Source organism: Streptomyces sp. ME02-8801-2C (assembly GCF_033793965.1).
Classification (GTDB): domain Bacteria; phylum Actinomycetota; class Actinomycetes; order Streptomycetales; family Streptomycetaceae; genus Streptomyces.
Genome location: NZ_JARAXP010000032.1, coordinates 13,459 through 34,479 on the forward strand (window position 1 = coordinate 13,459; position 21,021 = coordinate 34,479).

Annotated in this window: 20 protein-coding genes; 11 read left to right on the forward strand and 9 right to left on the reverse strand. The window is 70.6% G+C overall.

What is annotated here, in order from left to right:
* The first annotated feature begins 127 nt into the window (after positions 1–127).
* Positions 128–796: a response regulator transcription factor gene (locus tag PV396_RS43070; protein WP_319213828.1), complete on the forward strand. Its 669-nt coding sequence runs from the start codon at positions 128–130 to the stop codon at positions 794–796.
* Entirely contained in the window at positions 793–1,920 is a 1,128-nt protein-coding gene (locus PV396_RS43075) for a sensor histidine kinase (RefSeq protein ID WP_319213829.1), read from the forward strand. The genes PV396_RS43070 and PV396_RS43075 overlap by 4 nt, the downstream gene beginning before the upstream one ends.
* A gap of 26 nt (positions 1,921–1,946) precedes the next feature.
* Here the strand turns inward: PV396_RS43075 and PV396_RS43080 are convergent, their stop codons facing one another.
* A complete protein-coding gene (locus PV396_RS43080) occupies positions 1,947–2,453 on the reverse strand; it encodes a tyrosinase family protein (protein ID WP_319213830.1) in 507 nt (168 codons plus the stop codon).
* A 260-nt stretch (positions 2,454–2,713) separates the two neighbouring features.
* On the opposite strand from PV396_RS43080, the gene PV396_RS43085 reads away from it, so the two are divergent.
* A complete protein-coding gene (locus PV396_RS43085; protein ID WP_319213831.1) occupies positions 2,714–3,247 on the forward strand; it encodes a DUF4396 domain-containing protein in 534 nt (177 codons plus the stop codon).
* A gap of 168 nt (positions 3,248–3,415) precedes the next feature.
* Positions 3,416–3,823, forward strand: a complete 408-nt coding sequence (locus PV396_RS43090) for a four-helix bundle copper-binding protein (RefSeq protein ID WP_319213832.1) — start codon at positions 3,416–3,418, stop codon at positions 3,821–3,823.
* 92 nt (positions 3,824–3,915) lie between these two features.
* Here the strand turns inward: PV396_RS43090 and PV396_RS43095 are convergent, their stop codons facing one another.
* The gene (locus PV396_RS43095) at positions 3,916–5,349 is read right to left on the reverse strand and encodes an MFS transporter (protein WP_319213833.1); all 1,434 of its coding nucleotides are present in this window, start codon (positions 5,347–5,349) and stop codon (positions 3,916–3,918) included.
* A gap of 180 nt (positions 5,350–5,529) precedes the next feature.
* Here PV396_RS43095 and PV396_RS43100 point away from each other — a divergent pair, with 180 nt between their 5' ends.
* On the forward strand, positions 5,530–6,177 hold the full coding sequence (locus PV396_RS43100) for a TetR/AcrR family transcriptional regulator (protein ID WP_319213834.1): 648 nt from the start codon (positions 5,530–5,532) through the stop codon (positions 6,175–6,177).
* 219 nt (positions 6,178–6,396) lie between these two features.
* Here PV396_RS43100 and PV396_RS43105 read toward each other — a convergent pair whose 3' ends face one another.
* From PV396_RS43105 to PV396_RS43120, 4 genes are all read right to left on the reverse strand, one after another.
* Positions 6,397–7,692, reverse strand: a complete 1,296-nt coding sequence (locus PV396_RS43105) for an MFS transporter (RefSeq protein ID WP_319213835.1) — start codon at positions 7,690–7,692, stop codon at positions 6,397–6,399.
* Positions 7,689–8,834, reverse strand: a complete 1,146-nt coding sequence (locus PV396_RS43110) for a PLP-dependent cysteine synthase family protein (protein ID WP_319213836.1) — start codon at positions 8,832–8,834, stop codon at positions 7,689–7,691. The genes PV396_RS43105 and PV396_RS43110 overlap by 4 nt, the downstream gene beginning before the upstream one ends.
* A 133-nt stretch (positions 8,835–8,967) precedes the next feature.
* Entirely contained in the window at positions 8,968–9,402 is a 435-nt protein-coding gene (locus tag PV396_RS43115) for a hypothetical protein (protein WP_319213837.1), read from the reverse strand.
* A gap of 218 nt (positions 9,403–9,620) precedes the next feature.
* Complete coding sequence (locus PV396_RS43120; protein ID WP_319213839.1) at positions 9,621–10,016, reverse strand: hypothetical protein; 396 nt, start codon at positions 10,014–10,016, stop codon at positions 9,621–9,623.
* A gap of 420 nt (positions 10,017–10,436) precedes the next feature.
* Here PV396_RS43120 and PV396_RS43125 point away from each other — a divergent pair, with 420 nt between their 5' ends.
* From PV396_RS43125 to PV396_RS43135, 3 genes are all read left to right on the forward strand, one after another.
* Positions 10,437–10,805, forward strand: a complete 369-nt coding sequence (locus PV396_RS43125; RefSeq protein ID WP_319213840.1) for a BlaI/MecI/CopY family transcriptional regulator — start codon at positions 10,437–10,439, stop codon at positions 10,803–10,805.
* A 229-nt stretch (positions 10,806–11,034) separates the two neighbouring features.
* On the forward strand, positions 11,035–12,060 hold the full coding sequence (locus tag PV396_RS43130; RefSeq protein ID WP_319213841.1) for an NlpC/P60 family protein: 1,026 nt from the start codon (positions 11,035–11,037) through the stop codon (positions 12,058–12,060).
* Between the two features lie 112 nt (positions 12,061–12,172).
* Positions 12,173–12,808, forward strand: coding sequence for a VOC family protein (locus tag PV396_RS43135; protein ID WP_319213842.1), 636 nt, complete (start codon positions 12,173–12,175; stop codon positions 12,806–12,808).
* A gap of 426 nt (positions 12,809–13,234) precedes the next feature.
* Here the strand turns inward: PV396_RS43135 and PV396_RS43140 are convergent, their stop codons facing one another.
* Positions 13,235–14,860 carry a multicopper oxidase family protein gene (locus PV396_RS43140; protein WP_319213843.1) on the reverse strand — a complete coding sequence of 542 codons (1,626 nt, stop codon included), beginning with the start codon at positions 14,858–14,860 and terminating at the stop codon, positions 13,235–13,237.
* Between the two features lie 91 nt (positions 14,861–14,951).
* Entirely contained in the window at positions 14,952–15,422 is a 471-nt protein-coding gene (locus PV396_RS43145; protein WP_319213844.1) for a hypothetical protein, read from the reverse strand.
* Positions 15,423–15,723: 301 nt separating this feature from the next.
* On the opposite strand from PV396_RS43145, the gene PV396_RS43150 reads away from it, so the two are divergent.
* The 3 genes from PV396_RS43150 (at position 15,724) to PV396_RS43160 (ending at position 19,582) form a co-directional block, all read left to right on the forward strand.
* On the forward strand, positions 15,724–16,596 hold the full coding sequence (locus PV396_RS43150; RefSeq protein WP_319213845.1) for a DUF5134 domain-containing protein: 873 nt from the start codon (positions 15,724–15,726) through the stop codon (positions 16,594–16,596).
* A gap of 294 nt (positions 16,597–16,890) precedes the next feature.
* Positions 16,891–17,187, forward strand: coding sequence for a heavy-metal-associated domain-containing protein (locus PV396_RS43155; protein WP_319213846.1), 297 nt, complete (start codon positions 16,891–16,893; stop codon positions 17,185–17,187).
* Positions 17,188–17,302: 115 nt separating this feature from the next.
* Entirely contained in the window at positions 17,303–19,582 is a 2,280-nt protein-coding gene (locus PV396_RS43160) for a heavy metal translocating P-type ATPase (RefSeq protein ID WP_319213847.1), read from the forward strand.
* A gap of 234 nt (positions 19,583–19,816) precedes the next feature.
* Here the strand turns inward: PV396_RS43160 and PV396_RS43165 are convergent, their stop codons facing one another.
* A complete protein-coding gene (locus PV396_RS43165; protein WP_319213848.1) occupies positions 19,817–20,722 on the reverse strand; it encodes a M56 family metallopeptidase in 906 nt (301 codons plus the stop codon).
* Positions 20,723–21,021 lie beyond the last annotated feature (299 nt).

Sequence of the window (21,021 nt, forward strand, 5' to 3'; positions counted from 1 at the left end):
CGAAACCGCCCCCGCCGACCGGCCGGTGACCACGTGGCCGACGGCAGGAGATGTATCCCGTGGCAGACGCGGGCCTATTTGCGTGCTACCTATCGAAATTGACTGACATGCGAGAGGCGGAGCGCACGTGATCCGGGTAGTGGTGGTAGACGACGAGGCCCTTGTCCGCACGGGCTTCACACACATCCTGAATGCCGCGCAGGGCATCGAGGTCGTGGCGGCGGTGTCCGGTGGACAAGCCGTCCGGGCCGTGGGTGACTTACGGCCGGACGTTGTCCTGCTGGACATCCGGATGCCGGACGTCGACGGACTCACCGTCCTGGGCGAGCTCCGCCGCAGGCCGGACCCGCCCGTGGTGGCCATGCTCACCACCTTCGACACCGACGAGTACGTGGCCACCGCGCTGCGCTCCGGGGCGGCCGGCTTCCTGCTGAAGGACACCGACCCCGAACAACTGCCCGTCCTGGTAGCCGCCTTGGCCGACGGCGACACGGTGCTGTCCGCCACGGTCACCCGCACGGTGGTGGACGGCTACCTGGACAGCGGGGCCGCCGAACCTGCCGCGGCGCGCCTCACCGAACGGCTGACCGCCCGCGAACGTGCCGTCCTCCTCCTCATGGCCGAAGGGCTCGCCAACTCCGACATCGGCGACCGCCTGCACCTGAGCGTCGGCACGGTGAAAGGCCATGTCAGCACGGTCTTCGGCAAGTTGGAGGTAAGCAGCCGAGTCCAGGCCGCACTGATCGCGGAGCGCGCCGGACTGCTGAGGCCGTCCAGGAACGGGGACGGCCCGTGAGCCCTCGCGACCGCCGCGGCCTGGCGGCAGACGCAGTCCTCATCGGGGCCTCACTGGCCGACCTGTGGGCCAACGTCGACACCGAGGAACGGCTGGCCTTCACCTGCGCCCTGCTGGCGACTGCCTCCCTCGCGCTGCGTCGGCGGCTGCCGTTGGCGACGTTGGCCCTCACGCTGCCGGCCGCCGCGGTCACCGACGCGGTGTTCGCGACGCTGGCCGCGCTGTACACGCTCTCCTCGCTCAGCCGCCGTCGCGCCCTGCTCGCCGGCTGCGCCATGGCCTTCGCGGTCTGCGACTTCCTGCCCTGGCCGTGGACCGATGTGGACTCCGGCGACCTTTCCGACACCTACAGCTTGATCCACTTCACGTACACGATGGCCACCGCGGTCGCTCCGGTCTTCCTTGGCCAACTCGTCCAGGCCCGGCGCGAGTTGTCCCTGCGTCTCGCGGAGATCTCCGAAGCCCGCGAGCACGAGCGTCTGCTGACCGCCCAGAGCGTCCTGGCGAAGGAACGCGCCCAGTTGGCCCGCGAGATGCATGACGTGGTCTCCCACCAGGTCAGCCTCATCGCCGTACAGGCCGGTGCCCTGCAGGTGGCCACCCGGGACGCCGGCACCAAGGAGGCCGCCGCCACCATCCGCCGGCTCAGCGTCCAGACCCTGGAGGAACTGCGGCACATGGTCAGCGTGCTGCGCGCCTCCGGCAGCCGCCCCACCGAGCTCACGCCGCAACCGTCCCTCGCCGATCTGCAACAACTGGTCGACGGCAGCGGTATCGAGGCGGAACTGGAGACCGATCTGCTCCAGGACCTTCCGCCCACCGTCCAGCGTGCCGTCTACCGGACCGTCCAGGAGGCCCTGACCAACGTCCGCAAACATGCCCCCGGGGCGACCGCGACCGTCCGCGTCAGCCACCGCAAGGGCGCCGTGCACACCACCATCACCAACACCGCCCCGCTGCGTCCCGCTCTGCCGCTGCCCAGCGCGCACCACGGTCTGGCCGGCCTCCGTCAGCGCGCCGCGCTGCTCGGCGGGACCGTCGCCTGCGGTCCGACGGCGGAGGGCGGGTACGAAGTTCGTCTGGAACTCCCCGTCGAGCACGGGCACGGGAGCCGCCCGGCGTGACGCTCGATCAGGCGCGGCAGCGGATGTCAGGGCAAGACGTCGTACGTGTAGATCGCGGAGATGTCCAGGACGGTCCGCGGCGTGCCGGTCGGGCCGAGCGGGGAGACGATCGGGTCATCGATCCGCTCGCTCTTGAAGGTGGCCGCGGGAGCTGTCATGTCGGGGGCGTAGAGACGGCCGTAGCGGTTCATCCAGCCCTCCCAGATCCGGTCCTCGTTGCAGTCGTTCAGGAAGAACACCGGGTCGTTGGGAGAGGTAGCGGGCGTCATGTCGCCGCCGACCCAGAGATGGACCTGGTTGTGCAGGTGGACCCGCTGCGCCGGCGTGCGCGGCATGAAGCCTCCGACCCGATTGCGGAAGCCCTCCGAGGAGGCGTTGAAGGGGAGGGTGTCGTACCGGTCCGCCGGGCTGCCGCCGGCCTGTGTGAAGTCCAGCGCCCCCTTGACGTCCGCGCTGGTCGGCAGGGTCGGCCAGCCCGCCGGGAAGGCCCGTGCGAAGTCCCGGTTCAGGCCCCGCCCGGTCTGTACGAGCATCCCGTTGAGATCGCTCTCGATGCGGACTGTGGGGGATCCTTCATGTCCCCCTGGGTGCAGGCTGGAGACATGACGGGGCGCGCCCGGCCGCTGACGGCACTGATGGCGTCTATCAATCCACCGTTCCGGCTGCACCTGGTCCGCGCTGCGTCGCCCCTCTGGGAGGTTACTATCGCTGAATGAATACCCCTGGGGGGTATATGGTTGATGTGTGGCCCCGGGGACGGGCCACTCACCGGACGGGAATGGGGATGAAGGCCATGGACCACAGCTCTCACCACACCGGCACCCCGCACGACCACACCACCCACGAGGGTCACGGTCACGCCGGCCACACCGCTCACCACGGCGCCCACGCGGGGGCGTCCTGGGCCACGGCGGTGAAGGCGACGCTGCACTGCCTGACCGGCTGCGCCATCGGCGAGATCCTCGGCATGGTCGTCGGCACCGCGCTGCTGTGGGGCAACGTGCCCACGATGGTCCTGGCGATCACGCTGGCGTTCCTCTTCGGCTACTCGTTCACCCTCTTCGCGGTCCTCCGGGCGGGCCTGGACCTCAAGTCCGCGATCAAGGTCGCGCTGGCCGCCGACACCGTCTCGATCGCCGTGATGGAGCTCGTCGACAACGCCATCATCGCCCTCACGCCGGGAGCGATGGACGCCCACCTGTCCGACGGGCTGTTCTGGTCGGCCCTGCTGGGCGGGTTCGGCGTCGCCTTCCTGATCACCACGCCGATCAACAAGTGGATGATCGGCCGCGGCAAGGGCCACGCTGTCGTCCACGCCCACCACTGACGAACCGAACACGCAGTCCCACGCGGTCGGGGCACCCCTGGCGGAACAGGGGTGCCCCGGCCGCGTTTGCGCCGCGGGCCAGGGCCAACCCGGCAGGGGCCGGGGTGGAAGAGGCGCGGCCGTCCGGCCCGCCGCCCTCCGGTATTGATCAGAAGGAGGCGACCGGTGATGGCAACGGTCAAGGACATGCTCGCCACCTACCCGGCCGACCTGGGCCAGGTCGACCGCGACAAGCTCACCCGCTGTATCGAGGAATGCATCGCCTGTGCCCAGGCGTGTACGGCGTGTGCGGACGCCTGCCTGTCCGAGGGCATGGTCGGCGAGCTCACCAAGTGCATTCGCACGGACATGGACTGCGCGGACATCTGCAACGCCACCGCGTCCGTGCTGTCCCGGCACACCGGCTACGACGCCAACATCACCCGCGCGATCCTCACCGCGTGCGCCGCCGCCTGCAAAGCCTGCGCCGACGAATGCTCGGCGCACGCCGACATGCACGAGCACTGTCGCCTGTGTGCCGAAGCCTGCCGTTCCTGCGAGCAGGCGGGCAACGACCTCATCCAGACCCTCGGCTGACCGGTCAGCCGCACCCACAGGGCCGCCGGAACGCTGATCCGGCGGCCCTCACACCCTCCAGGACCGTGGCACGGCCGGCGGCGAGTGTCGGCTCAGTGCACGTGCGGCCCGCCGGTCATCTGCGGCTTGCCGCGCGGTACGAGCACCAGTGCCACCGCGGCGCTGACGGCGGCAGCCGCCGCGCACACCGTGAAGGCGTCGGTGAAGCCGCCGGCCGTGCCGCGCTCGATGCCGGAGGCCGCGACGGTGGAGACGACCGCGACGCCGATGGAACCGCCCACCTCGTGGAAGGTGTTGACGACGCCGGAGGCCAGGCCCGCCTCGCGGTGTTCGACCATGGCGAGCGCTGTGGTGGTGGCGGTGACGAAGACCGCGCCGATGCCGAGGGAGGCGATCGCGAAGCCCGGCAGCAGCACGGCGTAGACGCTGCCGGTGTCCGACAGTCGGGTCAGCGGCACGGTCGCGGCGGCCGCGATCACCATGCCCCCGACGGCGGTGGCGCGGCTGCCGATCCTGCCGACGAGGCGCGAGCCCAGGTGTGCGCCGGCGCCGGTGGCGACGGCCACGGGCAGGAAGACCAGGCCGGTCCGCAGGGGGCTGAAGCCGCGTAGGTGCTGGAGGTAGACGGACCCGAGGAAGAAGAAGGCGATCAGCAGGGCCGTGGCCATCAGCATCAGGAACGCTCCGGCCAGGACCGGGCGCCTGGTGAACATGCGCAGGTCCATCAGCGGCGCCCGGCTCGCACGTTCGGCGACGGCGAACAGTCCGTACGCCAGCACGGCACCGGCCAGCGGCAGCAGGGTGGCGGGATCCGACCACCCGGAGTCGCCCGCCTCCACCAATGCGTAGATCAGCGCGCCGGTACCCGCGGTCACCAGCAGCGCACCGGGGACGTCGAGCCGGGCGGGTTGCGGGGTTGGGGCTGCCACGAGCGCGGGGACGGCGGCGAGGACGGCGAGACCGACGGGGACGTTGACGTAGAAGACCCATTGCCAGCCCGGCCCGTCGGTGAGCGCCCCGCCGAGCAGGACCCCGGCGGCGGCGCCGGATCCGCCGATCGCCGCCCACACGCCGAGGGCCTTGTTGCGCTCGGTGCCGTGGAAGGTGGTGGTGACGATCGACAGGGCGGAGGGGGACAGCAGGGCGGCACCGACGCCCTGGGCGATGCGCCCGCCGAGCAGGACCGTGGCGCTGTCTGCCACGCCGGTGACCAGCGAGGCGGCGGTGAAGATGGCAAGTCCGGCGAGCAGGGTGCGCCGGGCGCCGAGGGCGTCGGCGAGACGGCCGCCGAGGAGCATCAGCCCGCCGAAGCAGAGGGTGTAGGCGGTGACGACCCAGGTCAGGGTCGCGCGGCCGAGGCCGAGGTCGGCCGCCATGTCGGGCAGAGCGACGTTCACCACGGTGACGTCGAGGATCAGCATGAACTGAGCCAGGCAGATCAGTGCCAGGGCGGCCCAGCGGCGGGGGTCGGGAGGCAGGCCGGTGCGCTCCGGTGCCTGCGGAGTACCGGCGGTGGAGTGGGTCATGACGAGTCCTTGAGGCGAGATGTCGTACAGGCGGGCGCCCGAGAGCGATGACGACGCCGGGCGCGGTGACGGCGACCCGGTGGGCGTGGCCGGCGTCGAACGGGACCACTGCGCTTGAACTGTACTGTCCAGTTCATATGAACTCAACTGTTCAGTTCAGTTGGGTGTTATGCTCTGCCCGTGAGCGTGGAAGGTGTGAAGCAACCCCCGAGCGGTCCCCGGGCCGAGTTCAAGCGGCAGGCCATCGTGCGGGCCGCCCGCGAGCAGTTCCTGCGGGAGGGCTTCGGTGTCGGCATGGACGCCATCGCCGCTGAAGCCGGGGTGTCGAAGGTGACCGTCTACAACCACTTCGGCAGCAAGGAAGCCCTCTTCACCGCGGTCATCACGTGCGCCCTGGACGAACCGCTGGCCGGGGACGCGTCAGCCGCACTAGAGAAGTTGGCGGAGGCCGAGGACGTGCGGGTGGCCCTCCTCGACGCAGCCCGTAGCTGGGTCCACTCGGTGCGCACCAACGACGATGTCGCCGCCCTGCGCAACCTCGTGGTCGCCGAGGTGCACCGCTTCCCGGAGCTGGGCCGGGCCTGGCAGCACCATGGCCCCGAGGGGCACCACCCCGCCGTGGCGAACGCGCTGCGTACCCTCGCCGACCAGGGTCGGCTGGTCATCCCCGACCTGGAGGCGGCCATCATCCAGCTCTACGCGCTGCTGGTCTTCCCCCACATGGTCTTCGGCTCCTACGGCACCCACATCGACGAGGGGCTCACCGACCGCCTCATCACCAGCGGCGTCGACATGTTCCTCAGCTACTACGGCTCGCAGCCCGCGTGACCTTGCCCTCGGCGTCCACCCGCGCGACCTGATCCCAGTGGCCGTGTCGCGGCTGGCCGCAGAGCCAGCAGGAGGGCGGCTCCGGGGCGCCGACGCGTTGCCCGGCCGCCGACCATGCTCCGGATGAGGACAGCGGGTTCGGCACCCATCACGCAGAAGGCGCGGCTCAGCAAGGCGGGCACCCAGCAAGGTGCCCGCCCCTGCCTGTGGGCCGGGTCGTCAGACTGCGGCGGGCTGCGCCTCGGGGACGGGAGCCTTCAGGCGGCCGGTGGAGTGCAGGCAATACAGCGCCGCCGCGCAGGCAAGGCCGAGCACCGTCAGGGAGACCCACGGCAGTGCCGGCATCCCGGCGACGCGCGCCGCGTCGAGTGCGGCACCGGTGAGCAGGTTCCCCAGCGTGATGCCGATGCCGCAGATGGTGTTGTAGAGCCCGTAGTGGGTGGCGACGAGCCGGTCACCCGAGAGCCGGACGATGGTGTCCATCTCGAAGGGGTAGGCGATCATCGTCCCCACGGCCAGCAGCAGTGCGGCGAGCGTCGGGGGTACCGCGGCGAGCAGCCACAGTCCGGCCCCCGCATCCGGCACGGGCACCGCCGTGGCGAGCAGCAGAGGCACGAACGCCAGACCCATGACCGCCAGGCCCCGCACCAGGGCCTGACCTGGCTCGTAACGGTCCTTGCACCAGGTGGTCACCTTGGTCTGGCCGAGGATCGTGCTCAGTCCGGAGACCGCGAAGAGCACCGCCACCGCGGCCGTGCCGAACTCACCGTCACCGCCGAGCCTGCGCACTTCCAGGGGCAGGGCCAGATAGACCTGGAAGGTCAGCACGTACGAGCCGATCATGGCGCCGGAGAAGAGCAGGAACGGCCGGTTGGCGAGGATGCCGCGCCACTGGACGAGCACGCTTTCCCTACCATGGCCGTCCTGCGGCCCCTGCTCCTTCCGCCGGGCGGGCAGCGCGCGGATCTGCACGATGCTGAGCAGCGCGAAGATCGTGGCTGCCACGAGGCAGGTGATGCGGAAGTCCACTCCGGTCAGCACCATTCCCGCCAGCGGTCCGAGCAGGATCCCGGCCTGGTAGAAGACGTTGAACAGCGCGAACGCCTCGACCCTGCGCTCTCCCGCGTCGGCGGCGAGGTAGGCCCGTACGGCCGGGTTGAACAGGGCGCCGGCCAGACCCGTCGCGGCCGAGGCGGCGATCAGGGCGGCCAGTGAGTCGACCAGCCCCAGGGCCGCGAAGCCCACGGTGCGCAGCACGCACCCGGCCACGATCATCGGCTTGTACCCGAGCCGGTCGGCCAGCGTTCCGCCGACCAAGAACATGCCCTGCTGGCTGAAGTTGCGTACCCCCAGGATGAGTCCGACGACCCAGCCGGCCAGCCCGAGGGTGCCGGAGAGGTGGGCGGCCAGGTACGGCATCAGCATGTAGAAGCCGAGGTTGATGGTGAACTGGTTCACCACCAGCAACTGGACGCTGCGCTCGTACGAACGGACCTGCGTGAACAGCCCCTTCACCGGCCCGCCTCCGGGGAGTCGGACGCGGCGCTCGTGTCGTCGTCCGGAGTGACGGCTGGCAGTGCGTCTTGCAGGGTAAGGGGGTCGACCACGGTGGTGCAGCGGGTCCAGCGTGTGACTTCCTTTTCGTCCAGGCTGCCGATCACCTCCGGTTCGGCAGCGGGGGGCGAGTCGAGCAGGCCGTGGGCGGCGCAGTAGTCGTCGTCGTACACGGTGCCCAGGTAGCGCTGCGGGCCGTCGGGGAAGATCGCCGCGATCCGGGCGTCGGCGGGCATGGTGCGGGCGAACCAGCCGGCCACCAGGGCCACGGCCCCCACGCTCCAGCCGCCGGTGGCGTAGTGGGAGGCCGCCAGCTGGCGGCATGTCCACACCGCCTCGGCCGGAGCCACCCAGTGCACCTCGGAGAAGTTCTCGTAGGCGACGTTGCGGGGGTAGATGCTGGAGCCGAGGCCGCGCATCACTCGGGGCCGCGCGGGCTGGCCGAAGATCGTCGAACCGATCGTGTCCACCCCGACGACGGTGAGCTCGGGGTAGAGCTGCCGCAGGACCCGGGAGACGCCGGCGGAGTGGCCGCCGGTGCCGACGCTGCACACCAGGACGTCGATGTGGCCCATCTCGGAGGCGAGTTCGAGGGCCAGTGGGGTGTAGGCGGCGACGTTGTCGGGGTTGTTGTACTGGTCGGGGCACCAGGAGCCGGGGTGCTGTTCCAGCAGGCGCTGGACGCGCTCGCGGCGGGCCTGCTGCCAGCCGCCGGTGGGGTGGGGCTCGGATACGACGTTGACCTGGGCGCCGTACGCGGTCAGCAGCCGGGTCATGGACAGTTCCAGGCCCGGGTCGGTGACCAGGGTGACCGGGTGGCCGTAGACCATGCCCGCCAGGGCCAGTCCCAGGCCCAGGGTTCCGCTGGTGGACTCGATGATTCGTCCGCCGGGACGCAGATCGCCACGGGCTCGGGCCCGCTCGACCATGTGAAGTCCCGGGCGGTCCTTGATGCCGCCGGGGTTGAAGCCCTCCAGCTTGGCCCACAGGCCGCGTCCGGCCGGGGCCAGCGGCTCCGACACGCGCAGCAGCGGTGTGTTGCCGACCAGTCCCGACAGGGCGGACTGGCCGGAGGTGAGGGCGGTCTTCGTCGGTGACTTCATGCTTTCGCTCTCGCTCGATGAATCACGGTGGGGGGTTCATCACGCGCGCCACGGCGACCGGCCACGGATCGTCGATCCGCGGTCGGTACCGGTGGGACACGGCAGCCTGCGGTGCCGGCTGCGAGCGAGAGATCTAGATGCGCCACCGGGACGTACGCACGAGCGCCGCCCGGCCGGTGCGCGGTCGTCGCCGTCTGTGGGAACGGCGAAGCACCAGCGGGTGCCCCAGGACGACGGCTCCGGCAGCGACGACCGCCAGGGGCTTTGTCTCGGCGACTGGTTGGTCCAGTGCCTGGACCGTCGTACGGACGATCAGGTCCGACGCGCACGCATGGTCGCCGTGTGGCGCATGCGGCCCGTGCGGCTCCGCACCGCCCGGCGTCGCCGCCGGCGCCGTGACGGCAGCAGGCGCCGGCCCGTGGGTCTCCTCGGTCTCCCCGTGCGCGACGGCACACAGGATGATTACCAGCAGCAGGGCACCCTGGATCAGGGTGACGAGCCGGCGCGGCCATGGGGAGCCGGACAGGATGCACTGAATGTGCGACGTCGGACGGGACGTGGGCGGCACAGGTCCTCCGTGCGACCGCCGCTCCTTCGCTCATGGCGAAGGGCAGCGACGGGCAAGGGTGGGGGAAGGGCGGCATCGACAAGGCCGGACCGGGATGCGCCTGAAGGGCGGACACGATCCTGGTCTCGTCGCGCAGGACACCGGCCGAGTCATTGCTGCTGCCCGTCCGGCACGGACAGGACAGGAGCGATCGGCCGGGTGGGAGGAGTCTGCGGCTGCTACACCTGCTGGACCACGGACGCTCTCATCGCCGCCGCCGACGCCGTACGGAGTTCGACGCCCGTAAGACCCGCCTTGAGTGCGGACAGGCCGGGACTGGCCGGTTCGCGAACCGACAGGGCAAAGCAGGGAGACATCATTGTTGTCCCCTGCTGCGGCTGCCCGGAGGCGCAGTGCTCGGCCGGGTGCGGTGAGCCGTGGCCGTCAGGCTGGCCGTCCGTCGCCACGACGGGCAACGCGGTTCGCTCCTCCGTGGCTTGGTGCCCGGTCTCGGCCGGGTCCGCCAGGGCGGCTGTGGCGCTGGTCGACAGGTGCCCCTTGATGCCCTCGGCGTGCACTCCGTGGGCGAAGAGGACACCAAACAGCAGTACGGCAAGGGCCAGCACGCGCGGCATCCCAGCAGAAACGCGGGTCCGCGCTATGCGCCGGGGCGACCAAGCCGTAATCATGCCGTGATACTAACGGCTCGGCAGTGTTGATCGACCAACCCTCCCGGAACGTCGAGTTAACGAGCCACACACATGGCCTGTTTGCTTCGGCGACTGCACGGGGAGCGAGGGCGACCGCACTGCGCCACGCCGTCCGGAGCCAACTCGGCTATGACGCCCTTGCCGCCCGTGCGCGATTCGAGCGCGATACCGGCCGGCATCCATCCCCGGTCTCTCTAAGCCGCCTAGTAGAAGCTCGCCGCACGGAGGCCGGTTTCCGCCCCTTCTCCTCCGCACCATGACAGCGGGTTGATCACGGCGTGTCGCCGAGCCGTCGAAGGTACGTCCTAGTATTGGCCTGCGTAGCGCGGTGACGAGGGAGCGACCATGCGGCGGCTGGGGGAACTCGAGGCGGAGATCATGGACCGCCTGTGGCGATGGAAGCGCCCGGCGACCGTGCGGGAGATCGTCGACGACATCAACAAGCAGCGGCCGCTCGCCTACACCACCGTGAACACCGTGGCCACGATCCTCTACAACAAGGGCTGGCTGCTCCGCGGCAAGCAGGGCCGCGCCTGGGTGTATTCGCCGGTCCGCACGCGCGAGGAGTACTCCGCCGCACTGATGGAGGAGGCACTCGGCACCAGCGAGGACCACACCGCCGCCCTTGCCCACTTCGTCGGGCAGATGGCACCCGATGAGGTCAGCGCGCTGCGCAAGGCACTGCGCGGCGCAGGCCGCCAGGATCGCTCCTGATCGCCGCACCCAGACCGCTCGGCCACGCCACAGCGGGGTCCGCTCCGGGTCTCCGCCCGTACGCGCACGGCATCGGGTAACCAGGCTCACACCGCCCCCTTCTCCCGGGCGGATTGCAGCATGAACTACTAAGCTACTAAGTTGCTCCCGTACTTGATCGACCCCAACTGACGCCGACCGGGAAGCACGAGCGCCTCCTTGCGTCGGTGACCAGAGGAGTTGTCGCAGGATGGGTTCCCACCGCCGACCGAAGCCGCCGAGCCGCTCGCGGCTCGCCGTCCTGGCCGCGACGGCAGGGACCGTCTCCCTGCTGCCGTCGCAGAGCCAGGCCGCGCCGAAGCCCTCCATCGACGAGGTGCGCCAGCAGGTCGGGGAGCTCTACGAACAGGCGGAGGCTCCCACGGAGGAGTACAACGCCATCCTGGCGAAGAAGGACAAGCTCCAGCAGGAGGCCACCCGGGCCCAGGAGCGGGTGGCCGGCCAGCAGCAGGAGATCAACGAACTGCGCGATCAGATGGGCCCGGTGGCCGCCGCCCAGTACCGCAGCGGCGGCCTGGATGCGAGCATGCAGCTGTTCCTGTCCTCCGATCCGGACAGCTACCTGGACAAGGCCGAGCGGGTCGACCGCCTGACGTCACGCCAGGTCTCCATGCTCAGCACCCTCAAGTCCAAGCAGCGCGAGCTTGCCCAGACCCGGGCCGAGGCGCTGAAGAAGCTGAGCGAGGCGGAGGAGGCCCGCAAGCGGCTCGGCGGAAAGAAGCAGGAGATCCAGGGCAAGCTCCGCGAGGCGCGAACGCTTCTGAACAGCCTCACCGCCGAGCAGCGGGCGCAGCTCAGGGCCAAGGAAACTGAGGCCGACCAGGCCGCCGGCACCAGCGACAGCGCGGCCACCTACAACGGCCCGGCCAGCGGCCGGGCCCGGACCGCCATCGAGTTCGCCTACGCCCAGCTCGGCAAGCCCTACCAGTGGGGGTCGACCGGACCCGACTCCTACGACTGCTCCGGGCTGACCGGCGCGGCATGGCGAGCGGCCGGTGTCTCGCTGCCCCGCACCGTCGAGCAGCAGTACTCGGCCGGACGGCAGGTCTCACGGTCGGACCTGCAGCCCGGCGACATCATCTACTGGTACAACAGCAGCCAGCACAACGGCATCTACATAGGCGACGGCAAGGCCATCCACGCGCCGCGCACCGGCAAGAACATCGAGATCGCACCGCTCGACTCGATGCCGTACTTCGCCGCCTCGCGCCCCTGAGCCAAGGAAGGCTCTCGACGGGCCCGGATCACACACTGGGTATTGAAAACCAGTTCCAACAGTGGATAGTGTCGCGGTACACCGACGTTCGCCCACGGTCTCAGGAGGACCGATGGAGATCGATCACGTAGTGCTCGCCGCCCGGACCAAAGACGAGGCCGAGCAGGTGCTCAGCCGGGCCGGACTCGGGATTGCCCGCGGCCGCACCATCCCCGGCCTCGGACTGTCCAACCTCGTCGTCCCGCTGGGGCAGGGGCTTTTGGAGATCCACTACCCGAACGGTGAGCTGGCCGCGCCAGGTGCCCCGCCGCTGCTCGAGTTCGACCGCGAGGCCCTCGCCGCGCACCCGTCTGAGCCTTTGGTCCCGATGGCCTGGCTCGTGTTGATGGAGGACGAGCAGCGTCTGCGCGAACTCGCCGCCGCCAACGACGCACCCATACTCGATGCGCCCGCGGACGGCCCGGGTTTTCCGCCCTACACGCTCGCGGGCTTCGGCTCCAACTTCGACCGGCGCTGGCTGCCTTGCCTCATTCACTGGCCGGAAGGCTCCCCCGTCCTCAGCGCCCCGCACCGACGCCAACCCGTCGGCATCACCCGCATCGACGTGGCCGGCCCGGAAGACGACATTCGGCGCTGGTGCGGCGGCACGCCCCGCGTCCTGCACACCGTGCCCGGCACCGTGGGCCCGCTGCGGGTCGAGATCGGCTTCGCCGACGCGACCACCCTCACGCTGGGCCTCACCGCCTGAATTTTGCCCGTGCCGTCCGACGTGATGCGGCACCGGCCCCGTGCCACCGGTCGTCAGGGCCGTCAGGGCCGTCAGGGCAGAAGCTGTCGTACGAGGGTGTGCCAGCGGGCCGGGGTCCAGCCGCGCGCGATGACCAGCAAGTCGTAGGTTTCCGGTCCGAGCACCGTACCGAAGGTGAAATACACCGGCCTGGACGCCGACTTCGGCGGCGCGGGCGACGTCCTCGACAGTCGTCCGCGTCCGGCCGCGTTCGGTGAAGAGCCGGTGTGCGGGACTTGTTCGACCGCCACAAGGCCACCGACGGCAGCCTCGTCTTCAACGCGCCCTACCTCCTGACCCTGGGACGCGTGGCCTGATCACACGGATGACGGGTCGCGTGCCCCGGCCCAGGGAGGCCCGGGGCACGCTCGTCGCATCTGCCCGCCGTTACGCCCGGTAGGCGACGAGGGCCATCATCCCTACCTCGCCGTGGTAGACGTTGTGGCAGTGCAGCATCCACTGGCCGGGGTTGTCGGCGTCGAAGACGACGGAGACGGTCTTTTTCGGCAGCACGATCGTGGTGTCCTTGCGGGCGCCACCGCTGCCGAGTTGGTACGTGTGGCCGTGCAGGTGCATCGGGTGCCACATGTCGGTGGTGTTGACGAAGTCCAGGCGGACCCGCTGTCCTTCCTCGACCAGGAAGGGATCGGCGTCCGGGTTGCGCATGTCGAACTTGCGGCCGTTTATGGCCCAGTCGTACTTCTCCATGCCACCGGTCAGCTCGACGCGGTGCACGACATCCGCCTTCCTGCCGGGCAGGCGCACGTCGTCGGCCGCCTTCAGGGCGGCGGCGGTGGTGACGGTGCCGTCCAGTTCCTTCGGTCGGACGGTCACGGACGGCGCGCTGCCGGATGCCGTACGCACCAGGGCCAGGCCCGTCGCGTCCTTGCCCTCGGCGAGCGCAACGAGCGGGAAGACGCCGTCGCCGAGCGTCACTAGGACGTCGTAGCGCTCCCCCATGCCGATCAGCAGGGCATCGGTCTGCCGGTGCTCGACAGGGAAGCCGTCGGTGTGGGTGACGGTCATCCGATGCCCGCCCAGCGCCACACGGTAGGCGGTGTCGCCGCCCGCGTTGATGAAGCGCAGCCGCACGCGACGGCCCGGCTTGCTGGTGTAGACGTGCGGGTCGGCCGGCACCTTGCCGTTGATGAGGTGGTACGGGTACTTAACGTCGCCCGCGTCGCCGCCGAGGAGATCGCTCGTGGCGCCCATGAACATGAACCTCATCGACATGCCGTCACTGTCGCCGGAGGAGGAAGCGAACGGTGACGCGCTCATCCCGTCCATGTCCATGTCGCCCATGTCGTGGCCGGACATGTCATGGCCGGGCGTGCTGCCGGCGCTCGGCGAGTTGTGGCCGCCCACGTCCATTCCGCTCATGCCCTGGCGGAGTTCGGCCAGGGCCTCGTCCGGGGTGCCGGTGACGCCGTCGAGCCAGTCGTCGAGGACGACCACCCATTCGTCGTCGTAGGAGAGCGGCTCCCTGGGGTCCTCGACGATCAGCGGTGCGTACAGGCCGCGGTCGAGTTGGACGCCGGAGTGCGGGTGGAACCAGTAGGTGCCGGGGTCGGCGGCGATGAAGCGGTAGGTGAAAGTGCTGCCGGCGCGGACGTCGCCCTGGGTGACCATCGGCACGCCGTCCATGTCGTCGCGCAGCGCCAGTCCGTGCCAGTGAACTGACGTGGGGGTCTTGCCCGGGAGCTGATTGGAGAGTTCGGCGACGAGGGTGTCCCCGGCGGAGATCCGGATCTCCTTGCCGGGGGCCTGCCCGTCGTAGGCCCAGGTCCTGGCCGTGACGCCGGCGAGGTCGAGGGTGGCGGGGGCCGCGGTCAGGGTGACCTTCCGCTCCGTGCCGGTACTGCGGCGCTTCTTCTCGGTTTGGGCGACGGCTGTGCCCGAGGGGCTCAGCAGGGCCGGGGTGTTCGACGAGCCGCTGCTGCAGGCGGCGAGCGTGCCGACGCCCGCGATGCCGAGACCTGCGAGCAGGAGGGAGCGACGGTGGATGCTGTTCACGATGTGGGTCCTCTTCTCTGAGTGCGCGGCATCGCGTACGTGGCGACGCGCGTGGCTGAGGCTGGATCCCGGGGGCCGGGAAAGCCGCGGCCTATATGCGCAGTTGAGAGAGGGCGGACAGCTTCGGCGGGGCGCGTTCGGCGGAGCGGGCGGTCACGGGGGCACGGGAGAGAACCGTGTGCGTGGCGGCGCCAGCGCGAAACGCCTCTTTCGGCGGGGACAGTTTGGTGGTCTTAATGCTTGCGGCACCGCAGTGCTGAACAGCGCCTTCGTCGCAGTTCATGGCGTTGTCCACGTGCCCCGCCGGGGCAACCGTGTGAGCCGATGGCCCGGCTGCCCGGGAGTGCGACGCATGCGGGGCTGCGGAGAGGTGGTCGGCTCCCGGCTCGGCCATCGCCGCCACGGATATGCGGGACATGTCATGGGGGCCGGCCATTGCGGTCGAGTCATGGTGGACCAGGACGGCTATCGCGACCAGGGCAGCCACCAGCATGCCGAGTGCCGAGCGGCCTACGGGCCGGGCGAACGCCGGCCCGTAGCAGCGCCCCACGCGTGTCACCACCCGATCAGCTCCCGTTCTTCTTCGTCTCCGCGGCCCGACAATATACCCCCCAGGGGTAAATCTGCGAGTCGACTGGTGCAGTGCCGGGCCGCACACCAACTGTGCGGAGTTCCAGCGTCCCCCTTCCCCTGGAATGGGGCCACAGCTCAATTTCCCGCTGTGCCTGAGCATCCCCGAAGCCCTCTACGTACTAAGAGGCATAGCAGTCGGGTCCTCCCGCAGGGCGGGAGGACCCCTATACGACCGGGCGACCTCCGGCACCACCGGCCCCGGCGCAGGGCGATCAGCGGGAAGGGCGGAGATGGGATATCTGGCACTGAGCTGGTCCATAGCGGCAGTGGCCGCCCTGGTGGCAGCCGTGAGCGCGGTCAGGATGGTCACCAGCAGCGGTGAAGCCCGGTTCGCGGCGGGTGGTGATCTGTTGATGGGCCTGTGCATGGCCGCAATGGCCCTGCCCGCGACGGCCGCCTGGTACGCGGGGTACGGGATGTGGTGGGCCGTGGCGTTCGGCGTCCTCGGAGTGGGCGGCATCGTGCTGGCCGCGAGGCGCACCCGCGAAGGGGGCTGGAGGCAGGGGCGGCACTGGACGCACCTCGTCATCGGCAGCTTCGGCATGGTGATCATGACGCTGGCCATGACGAGCACGTCGTCCGGGCCGGTGCTCGCGCTGAGCGGTGGGCACTCCATGGCCGGGATGCCGGGGATGGAGCACGCAGCGGCCGGGCAGCACGCGCACGGCACGCAAAGCACGGAGCACATGGCAGGGATGGAATCCATGCACGGGGCAGAGATGCCCGGCATGGCTGCCCACGCGACCACGGCCGAGGCCGCCGGGGCCTCGTCTTCCGTCTGGCGGCTCGTGGTCGCCGCGCTCGCCGTGTACTTCCTGATGTCGATCGCCGCATCCGTGTGGGCACGAATGCGCGGCGCCCGGGGCAACGGCTCCGCGGGCGGCCGACGCCGCGGCTGGGGCCGGTGGCTGCTGAGCATGCCGGACACGGTCGTCGTGTTCCTGGCTTCGCTGACGGTCTCCGTATGGGACAGGGCACGTACGGCGGAACGGGGCCGCCACGGGCGACGGCGTCGGCTCGGTGCCACCCCGGAGGCGGCGCTCGCCGCCCACATCGGCATGGGCGGGACCATGTCGGCGATGCTGCTGATGATGGCCGCGTGACGATCAAGGTCCCGTAGCGCCTCCCGCCCGCCCCCTCCGCTCTCGGCACCGCCTGCGTGAGACCCTCCGCCCCGCTTCAGCCGCGAGCCACGCGCCAGCGGGCCGTGGCCGGAGGGGGCGCGACGCTACGCCCGAACCCTGCGGGCGATCTGCGCACACCTCCTGGGCTCTGCGCGTGTGGGCGGCACAACAGGTAAGGAATACCCTGGGGGGGTATAGTGTTTGCATCATCGAGAGGGCCGGAAGCACTCTCCCGATGACAGATCCATGCATCCACACCCCGAGGGAGCTCCCATGACCGACCAGACGAACTCCGGATCCTGCTGCTCCTCCGACGGTTCCTGCGGCTCGGGCGCCGCGACCGACGTGCAGGGCATCGGCGTCACGACCGTCTACAAGGTTTCAGGCATGACCTGCGGCCACTGCGAAGGGGCGGTCTCCCAGGAGATATCCGCTCTGGAGGGCGTCACCGAGGTCAAGGCCGTCGCCAAGACCGGCGAGGTGACCGTCACCTCCGCCGCCCCGCTCGACGAGGACGCCGTCCGGGCCGCCGTCGACGAGGCCGGCTACGAGCTCGTCGGCCGGGCCTGAGGTCCTTGCCGGGGCGTCCGCCCCGGATCCAAGCAACGCGAATTCCCTCCGCGCCGGGACGCGCCGCTCCGCTGATACGGACGCCGTGTGTCCCGGCCTCTCCCAGGAGATACGCATGACCAGCACGGCTCCCGAGAAGACGACTCCCGGCACGGCCCCCGTGTCTGCCTCCGCCTCCGCGGTGGAGCTCTCCATAGGCGGCATGACGTGCGCCTCCTGCGCCGCCCGCATCGAGAAGAAGCTCAACCGGATGGACGGCGTCACGGCCACCGTCAACTACGCCACCGAGAAGGCGAAGGTCTCGTACGCGCAGGGCATCGAGGTCGCCGACCTCATCGCCACCGTCGAGAAGACCGGCTACACCGCCGAGGCGCCGCCACCGGCGAGCGAGGCGAGGAGCGCCGCCGAGACTCCGGGGGCTGCGGACGGCGAGCTGCTCTCGCTGCGGCAGCGGCTGTTCGTGTCGCTGGCCCTGTCCGTGCCCGTGGTGCTGATGGCGATGGTTCCGGCCTTCCAGTTCGACAACTGGCAGTGGCTGTCGCTGACTCTGGCGGCTCCGGTCGTCGTCTGGGGCGCCTTCCCCTTCCACAAGGCCGCGTTCACCAATGCCCGGCACGGTGCCGCGACCATGGACACGCTGGTGTCCATCGGCACACTGGCCGCTCTCGGCTGGTCGTTGTGGGCGCTGTTCTTCGGGCACGCCGGGATGCCGGGCATGCGGCACGGCTTCGAGTTCACCATCTCCCGCGCGGACGGCTCTTCCGCCATCTATCTGGAGGCCGCGGCCGGTGTGACCGCGTTCATCCTCGCCGGGCGGTACCTGGAGGCGAAGTCCAAGCGCAAGGCGGGTGCGGCGCTGCGGGCGCTGCTGGAGCTGGGTGCGAAGGACGTCTCCGTGCTGCGCGGCGGCAAGGAGGTACGCATCCCGGCGGGACAGTTGGCGGTCGGTGACCGGTTCGTCGTACGGCCCGGCGAGAAGATCGCCACCGACGGCACCGTGGTGGAGGGCGCGAGCGCTGTCGACGCCTCCATGCTCACCGGCGAGTCCGTGCCGATCGACGTCACGGTCGGCGACGCCGTCACCGGTGCCACGGTGAACGCCGGCGGCCGGCTGGTCGTCGAGGCCACCCGGGTCGGCGCCGACACGCAGCTGGCGCGGATGGCGAAGCTGGTGGAGGACGCGCAGAACGGCAAGGCAGCCGTGCAACGCCTCGCCGACCGGATCTCCGCCGTGTTCGTCCCGGCCGTCCTCCTCATCGCGGTCGCCACCCTCGGCGGCTGGCTCGGTGCCACCGGCGACGCGACGGCCGCGTTCACCGCCGCGGTCGCCGTCCTGATCATCGCCTGCCCCTGCGCGCTGGGACTCGCCACCCCGACCGCGCTCATGGTCGGCACCGGTCGCGGCGCCCAGCTCGGCATCCTCATCAAGGGCCCGGAGGTCCTGGAGTCCACCCGCCGCGTCGACACCGTCGTCCTGGACAAGACCGGAACCGTCACCACCGGCCGGATGACCCTGCAGGACGTGTACGTCGCCGACGGAGTCGACGAGAGTGAACTGCTGCGGCTGGCGGGCTCGTTGGAGCACGCCTCCGAGCACCCGATCGCCCAGGCGATCGCCGCCGGGGCGATCGAGCGGGCCGGGAGCCTGCCGGTGCCGGAGAACTTCGAGAACGTCGCCGGGCTCGGTGTGCAGGGCGTGGTCGACGGGCACGCGGTGCTCGTCGGACGCGAGAAGCTTCTGGCCGAGTGGGTCATCGAGCTTCCCCGTGAGCTGGCCGAGGCCAAGGCCGCGGCGGAGGCCGAGGGACGTACGGCGGTCGCCGTCGCCTGGGACGGCGAGGCGCGTGGCGTCCTGGCCGTCGCCGACGCGATCAAGGAGACCAGCGCCGAGGCGGTCGCCGAGCTGCACCGACTGGGCCTCACGCCCGTCCTGCTGACCGGCGACAACCGGCTCGTCGCCGAGTCCGTGGCCCGAGCGGTCGGCATCGACGAGGTCATCGCCGAGGTCCTGCCCCAGGACAAGGTGGACGTCGTCAAGCGACTGCAGGCCGAGGGCCGTTCGGTCGCGATGGTCGGCGACGGCGTCAACGACGCAGCCGCCCTGGCCACCGCCGACCTCGGCCTGGCCATGGGCACCGGCACGGACGCGGCCATCGAGGCCGGCGACCTGACCCTCGTCCGCGGCGACCTGCGCGTGGCGGCCGACGCGATCCGCCTGTCCCGCAGGACGCTGGCCACCATCAAGGGCAACCTCTTCTGGGCCTTCGGCTACAACGTCGCCGCCCTCCCGCTGGCCGCCGCCGGCCTGCTCAACCCGATGATCGCGGGCGCGGCGATGGCGTTCTCGTCAGTGTTCGTCGTGACGAACAGCCTGCGTCTGCGGTCCTTCAAGTAGGCGCGGGAGCAAACCCGTTGGCCAGCAGGGCCCTGCCGGAAGGCAGGGCCCTGCTGCGTTGCGCCCGTTGCCGGGCACACCCGGTGGGCATTCTCGGACTCTGGGAAACCTCCTGCAGTTACCGGGCTGGCTGGGGGCGGGCCCGAGGTGGTGCCGGCCCGAGCTTTTGGCCCAGGCGCGGTCGCGGTCGGCGTGGCAGCGGGCTCCGCAAGGCGCGGCATCCCGTGCGGACGGTCAGAGCCCGCAGGCCAGCAGCAACGGCAGCAGCGGAGCCATGACGGCGGCCGTCACCACGCCTGGCCACGTCGCGCGATGAGGCCGGGGCTGCGGCGTGAGGACGCGGCGCAGCCGGATGAGGGCACTCGAACCGCCGGCGCCCAGAGCCGTCTGCGGCACCTGCCCTGCCGCGACCTCGTACATCGCGGTGGCGAGCGTCTCCCTGGGGTGGAACCGCAGGGCACGGTCGTCCGCGATCAACTCCAGCAGCAGCTCGGTCTGTTCCTTGGCGTGCCGGGCGAGCGGCAGACCGCGGAAGGCGCGACAGAAGGCGTCGGTGGGCAGACGCAGGAGGTGGTGCCTGCCCACGATGTGGGCGCGTTCGTGCTCCAGCACGGCCCGCAGTTGCCCGTCGGAGAGGACCTCCAGGGCTCCGCGGGTGACGACTACGCGTGAGCGGCGTCCCGGCAGGCAGTAGACGGCGGGGATCCCGTGGTCGACGACCGTGGCGCCGTACTGGGGAGCCGGCTGTCCGACGAGGGCGAGCGTGTCGAGCTGGCGTCGGCGGACGCGCCGGTCACGCCAGGCGCAGCGGACCAGCCAGCCGACCGGCATCAGCACGATGACGGCGGGGCCGGCGAGCTTCAAAGCATGCCCGAGCGTGGGTGGCGCGTCGCCCGTCAGGGGGTCGGTCAGGCCGCAGGCGCTGAGCAGTCCGGCAAGGCCGTCGTGCACGTGGTGCTCGGTGAGGACGAAGTGGTACACGGCCAGGGCAGCGGCAATGACGAAGGTCGCCATGAGCCCCTGCCACGCGAGGACCGCGGCGGCCGGCACGCGGTGGGCCCAGCGTACCCGGGCCAGCAGGACAGGCACCACGGCGCCCGCCAAGGCCGCGTAGGCGGCCAGCGCCACGGCTGTGATCATGCGTCGCTCCGCTTCCTCGCCACTCGCAGCGCCGAGCATAGTGCGCCCATTGTGGTGCAAGATGCCGGCCACCGTCTTGGCTCTGACTGGAGGAGAGGGGCCGCTGCGTGTTGTTGTACGTCACCACGGGCGCGGTCGCCAGGTGCCACAGGCCCACAGGCCGCATGATCCATGACCGCATGGCTTTGTTCACGAGTTGGGGGGTCTGGCACAGATCTTGGGGAGCGGTCGCAGAGGGTGACGATGTCGTTCGATTGAAAGGGTCGTCATGATCCCGGCTGCCGGGCTCAAACGGTCAC